Annotated in this window: 1 protein-coding gene; it reads right to left on the bottom strand. The window is 38.2% G+C overall.

Annotated elements, in window-relative coordinates:
• Nucleotides 1–4,358, bottom strand: a 4,358-nt coding sequence (locus O3599_RS09710) for a Rib/alpha-like domain-containing protein (RefSeq protein ID WP_371512730.1), incomplete at its 3' end; no start/stop codon positions are given.
• Nucleotides 4,359–4,612 lie beyond the last annotated feature (254 nt).

The following is a 4,612-nucleotide window of genomic DNA, read 5'->3' as shown; positions in this document are numbered from 1 at the left end:
GGTACTTTACCCTTACCGTCTTCACCGATTGTAACAGTGATTGGATTTCCATCTTTACCTGGGATTTCTACCTTAGTTCCTGGTGGGTATGTTGAGCCATCTGGTTTCTTCGGTGTTACTGTTACATCACCTGTCTTAGGATCTTGTTCAACTTCTAATGTTGGTGTCTTACGGGCTGGTGTTGTTACATCTACTGGTTTCGATGGATTCTTATTAGGTTCGGTTACTGTTCCTGTACCTGGGACAGCTTTCTTAGGAAGTTTGTCATTTGGTACTTCACCTGAACCATTGTCGCCAATTGTCACTGTAATCGTAATTGGATTTCCATCTTTATCTTCACCTGGGATTTCTACCTTAGTTCCTGGTGGATATGTTGTTCCATCTGGTTTCTTAGGCGTTACAATCGCATTTCCATTTGGTTGTTGAGTAATTTCGATTGTAGGAGTTTGAGTTGTTGGTGTCTTAGGATCTGTTCCATTGTTCTCTTCATCCTTGTCTGGAATTCCATCGTTGTCATCATCTGGATCGGTCACATCTGGAATACCGTCTCCATCTGTATCGCGTTGAATTGTAACTGGTACATTTACAACAACTTCTTCGTTGCCCTTCTTCACTTTAACTGGGATGATGATCTTACGTTCTTCTTCATCTTTACCCCAGTCTGTAACAGTTGGTGTTCCAGTTAAGTTACCATCGCCATCTACTGTTAAACCATTGACTGGTGTTTCTGTAGTGATTGTTGAGCCTGGTTTGTTTGGTGTTACTACTGTTACTGGTGTAATTGGTGCTTTTTCCGTAACTGGTGCTGGTGGTGTAACCTCAGCTGCCAAAGGTCCATTTGCTGTCCCTCTAGCTACAGGACTCTCAAGAGTAAGATTATTATCAATTCTCTTAGAAACTTTTGCAGTTACTTCTGTTTTATCTGCAACTTCAGCATCAGAAATTGTTACAACTCCTGCAGGTGTTACTGATACTTTATCCGTTGTTTTACCATTTACGGTTGCTGTCCAAGTATTTCCTGATTTTGTAACTATTACAGTTTCTGGTGTAGTCTTACCTGTTGGTACATAAGTAAGGGTAATTGTATCAATATCCTGAGGATTAGTACTATTAGGGCGTGTTGGTGGTGTTATTGTTACACTACCATTCTCATTACCTACTATACTAGGTACTGTTGGTGTTACTGCCAACACTACTTGACGCTTGATTTCTGCAGGTGCAAATGTTGTTCTAGTTGTACTATTTACATCCGTAATAGAATTTTTGCTAGTATCTGGGAATACTGCTGTTGCGTTTCGAGTATATTTCCCTGAGTTATCTAGTGTTGTTCCTGGATCTAATTTATCACCTTGTTTCCATGTCCAGGTCATACCACTTGGTAAATAATTATTTCCACGATCTGCTTTATCTTCACTATCTACAACTTTAAGATATCTATGAGCATCAATGTTTTTACCACTATTGGCTACATTCAATGTTGAAGCTACTGGTACTTTTGCGATACCGTTTTCTAGATTTCTTGTTTCAATATCCACTACACGATATTTGAATTTCAAATCACGACTATCAGTAGCACTACTTCCTTCAACATGTAGAGTTGCTTCATGTTCTCCTAAAGTTTCAGTATTCAATACAGTACCTGAAGATAAACGCGTTGCATATGGAGTTTTTTCAGTTTTACCTGTTTGTGCTGTAAATGTAGAAGCAGTTACCCCTTTTGGAAGTCCTCCCTTAACTTCTACTTTAGAAATCACACCAGAATTATCCCATACTTTTAGTTCTGGATTAAATGTCGCTCCTCGGTACACAGTAAATATAGGTGTATTGGCATTTTCTGTCAAACGAACACCATTTAACGTTGCTTCTGGTTTTTGAGTGTCACGTGGTGTTACATTGAATGTGAAAGTTACTGGCTTAGCTTTGTTACCGGCATTGTCACTAGCATTAAAAGTAATCGTATTTGTTTTACCAACATCTTCTGCAGTTGTTGTAATAGTAATTGTAGTTACTTTTTCAGAATCAGTAATTTTTACATTAGTATTTGTTGCTTTACCAGACAGAAGTCTATTACCATATTTTGTAGTGAAATCTTTACCATCGATAGTAACAACTTTATTATCTTTTGCTGTTACTGTAAATGTTACTTTTTCACCTTCTACTACTGTTTGGTTAGCTGGTGAAATTGCTAATGTAGGTGGTTGGTTATCTGGTGCTTCTAGTACTGTTACTGGTACATTTACATTTTCAGACGATCCATCTGGGTATGTTACTTTCACTACCGCATTCCCTACGTTTCCTGGCTTAGCTGTTGATGGTTTACTTACAACAGTAAGTGATCCAGGTGCATAGTTCTTCACTTTTGCTTTCACTGCATCATCAGTAATCGTTTGCCCTTGATTAACTGTTAACGTGTCTCCTGTCGGATTGTACTTAGACGCTTGATCTTTTACTGTAATGGTAATTGTTTTTTCAGCTTTGTTTCCATTTTTATCATAGGCTTTAATAGTTACTGTACTACTTCCTACAGGGCCTGTTGGTGTTCCAGTAATTTTACCATTCGTAAATGTTAATCCTTTTGGTAATCCAGTTACTTCAATTGGATTATTTGGACGCATTCCAACTCCGCCTTTATTGTCTTCAGCTGTTACTGGAATATCTACAATTTTTTCATTTTTTGTAACTGTTGCTCCATTTGCAGTAATAGTTGGCGGTGTCGTATCTCTTGGTGCTAAACTTGTTCCTATCGAACCTACAACATATGATCGCTTTCCATTTGGCGCAGCGTTCACAGAGGCTGCATACACATTACCATTAGCAGCTTCTGTTTCTGTCACATTATCTTTCAATTTTACTCTGGCGGTCATATGAATCGCATACGGTGCATCTACCTTACCTACTTCCAGTCCAAGAGTATAACTGACCCCACCAGTATAACTTCCATCTGTTTTTCTTACAACCTTATCTAAAAAAGGATTGAATGCATTATTTTTAAACACTTGCGGTTGTTGATTGGCACGACTTACTCCTGAGTTTGGATCATACAAAGATCTTCTATCACCTGCAAAGATGTGAGGCTTCTGATTCCAAGGGTCTGAAATTGTAACTGTATCTCCAACCTTTTCAAATCCTCTTCCTCCATCAGAAAGCCTTCTTCCACCAACATTACGATAACGAGTAATAGTTAAGTTCTTTACTGTATTAGAACCATCCATAATATTGAACGGAGGTTGGAAATAATAATGCTGACCATAAGCTTGATCTACTATAGATTTTCCATCATTATTGAAGAAAATATCATAGACCATCCATTTACCTGAACTATCTTGTTCATAAGATGATTTAATTACCGTCTTATTTTCTGTAAATTCAGGATCATCATTTCTTGTCTTTTGTCCGTCAACCCTCGGATCCAAAGAAGCAAAATATTTAACGTTCTTCAATGCCCCCGAAGAACTAATTGGTGTATAAGCTCTAAACTGTGTTCCTCGAGGAATACTCTGACCATTACGTAAATCACGAGCACCTGAAGTCAAACGTGTTGTAGCGTTTTTAACAGAGTTAAACATTCTCTTCACACGTTTTGTCATATCTTCAACTTCGTTCAGAGAAACTGTTGTATTTTCAAGAACACCTTGAGCCAAGCCCAATAGTTCATTGGCTTTTTCAAGAACTTCTTTGCTAGTCTCATGCTCAGGCAATTCCAAAACAGCTGCCTGCAATTGATCTGCAGATACTTTCAAAGCATCTTTTTTAGCTGAAACAGTTTGACTCTCTTCGCTTGCACTTACTTCAGAAGAAGGTTGGCTCGCTGGTTTTTCAGCCTGCTTCTCAGTTTTATCTAGTTGAACCTCAGTTGATTCCTTGGCAGCTGATACCACTGTCACATCTTTAGACAAGAGTTCTGCAAGCTCATCAATATCCTTTTGAGCTAGCTCAGAATTTTCTAGGGCTTCTTTCCCTTTTTGAAGTCTGTCTTTAACAGACGATACTACTGACTCGTCAAGGTTTAATTTAGTTGAAAGAAGAGAATTTAATTCTTCAACTACTTTTCTCAACTTAGTTTTATCAACTGTAGGCGCTTGATTTCCCAAAGATTTATTTACTTCATCTACTTTGTTTCCAGTAGGTTCCGCAAGACCTTGAGGCGACTTGGCCTCATCTTTAGGACTTACTACACCCGCAGTAGATTTTGGAGTGTTTTCAACTACACTATCCGCACTAGCAACGCGCGCACCCAAAAACATCAGCGCTGCAACAGCAACTGAAGCGGCACCGAAACTGTATTTACGAATAGAAAAGCGCAAAACTTTTTCACGTTGCTGTCGATTTACTTTATATGAATTCGATTTGTGTTCCATTTGTCCTCCTAAAGGCAACATAATATAGAAAAAGCAACCTTTATAACTTCAACTCCTAAAAAAGAGGTAAGCTATAAAAATTACTATGATGACCGCTATTAGCAAATAACATCACAGCTATCACAGCTATCACAGCTATCACAGCTATCACAGCTATCACAGCTATCACAGCTATCACAGCTATCACAGCTCGATTATACCATTTTTAATATATTTACACAACAAAAAACAGGTTTGTTCTATCAATAAAAGTT

Origin of the sequence: Streptococcus sp. 27098_8_103, from assembly GCF_041432345.1 — a bacterium.
GTDB classification, from domain to species: domain Bacteria; phylum Bacillota; class Bacilli; order Lactobacillales; family Streptococcaceae; genus Streptococcus; species Streptococcus mitis_BV.
The sequence above is the reverse complement of the archived record's forward strand: the minus strand, read 5'-3'. Positions and strand labels throughout refer to the sequence as shown.